Source organism: Paenirhizobium naphthalenivorans, assembly GCF_007992095.1.
Taxonomy (GTDB): Bacteria; Pseudomonadota; Alphaproteobacteria; order Rhizobiales; family Rhizobiaceae; genus Allorhizobium; species Allorhizobium naphthalenivorans.
Map to the genome: position 1 here is coordinate 1 of NZ_BJZP01000093.1, position 1390 is coordinate 1390.

General features: G+C 57.1%; 2 protein-coding genes. Both read left to right on the forward strand.

Annotated features, from left to right (window positions below; genetic code table 11):
• The coding region (locus RNA01_RS23250) for a flagellin (protein WP_147182444.1) at positions 1-796 on the forward strand (796 nt) is incomplete at its 5' end.
• A 276-nt stretch (positions 797-1072) separates the two neighbouring features.
• Positions 1073-1390 (forward strand): flagellin N-terminal helical domain-containing protein (locus tag RNA01_RS23255; RefSeq protein WP_443092650.1); only part of this gene is annotated, 318 nt, incomplete at its 3' end.

The window sequence follows — 1390 nt, forward strand, 5'->3', positions numbered from 1 at the left end:
CAACAAGGCGCTGGCTGCCGTGGAAGACGCGCTTGGGTTTGGTGCCGCCAAGACCGATACCGCCTATACAGGTCTTGAGGCTACCGTTGATGTGGTCACCGAGATCAAGGCCAAGCTCGTTGCCGCCCGCGAACCGGGTGTCGACAAGGAAAAAATTAACAAGGAACTGACTGAACTCAAGGCCCAATTGGGCTCGGTCGCTGAATCGGCTTCCTTCTCGGGCGAAAACTGGCTGTACAACGAATCGACCGGCGCTATCGGCACCAAGGAAATGTCCGGCTCCTTCGTCCGCTCGGCCGATGGCACTGTCGCTGTCGAAACCTTGATCTTCGACACGGCCGATTCAGTCTTGATCGACACAGTCGATGCGACCCGAGGCCTGTTGACCAACGATTACGTGGTCGCCGTCGATGATGGCTCCGGCACTGCCGTGACCATGACCTATTTTCTGATCTCCGCTGGCGGCAGCGGCACCTCCGGGTCACTCGTCGAACTCTCAAGCATGACCACGGATGACGAGGTAGAAGGGATGATCAGCGCCGTCGAAGCGATGCTCTCGGACATTACCGATGCTGCCGCCACGCTCGGCGCGATCAACATGCGCGTCGAAATGCAGACCAATTTTGTTGCCGACCTCATGGACGTGATCGATACTGGTGTAGGTCGCCTGGTCGACGCCGATATGAACGAGGAATCGACTCGCCTCAAGGCTCTGCAGACGCAGCAGCAGCTCGGCATCCAAGCCTTGTCAATCGCCAACACCAATTCCGAGAACGTCCTCTCGCTGTTCAAGTAAGGTAAGCCGCGTCGCGGTTCTTGCAAGCCGGACGCAACGGCAGGCCGCCCACCGAAAAGTGGGCGGCCTGCCGGCATTTGAGGCTGCCCCAAAGTATTTTCAAAAACCATCTGCCGCTTCAGGACCTATTAACCTTAATCGGGTTCAATAGGATCATCAAAGCGACGGATTAACCAACTGGAAATAAAGGTTAATTGCATGATGCAGGCTGTCGTTGCCGGTAGTTGAGCCCGGAATGTCCCTTTTCCATTTTCCTGTTCATAAGGGGCAGTATTTATGACGAGTATTATGACCAACACCGCTGCAATCGCAGCGCTCGACACTCTCCGTTCGATCAACTCCGGCCTGAACGAAACGCAGAACCGCGTTTCCTCCGGCTACAAGGTCGAAACCGCCGCCGACAACGCTGCCTATTGGTCGATCGCCACCACCATGCGTTCGGACAACAAGGCTCTCTCGGCTGTCTCCGATGCCATCGGCCTCGGCGCTGCCAAGACCGACACCGCCTACACCGGCATGGAAGCCGCGATCAACGTTGTCACCGAGATCAAGGCCAAGCTCGTTGCCGCTCGCGAACCGGGTGTCGACAAGGAA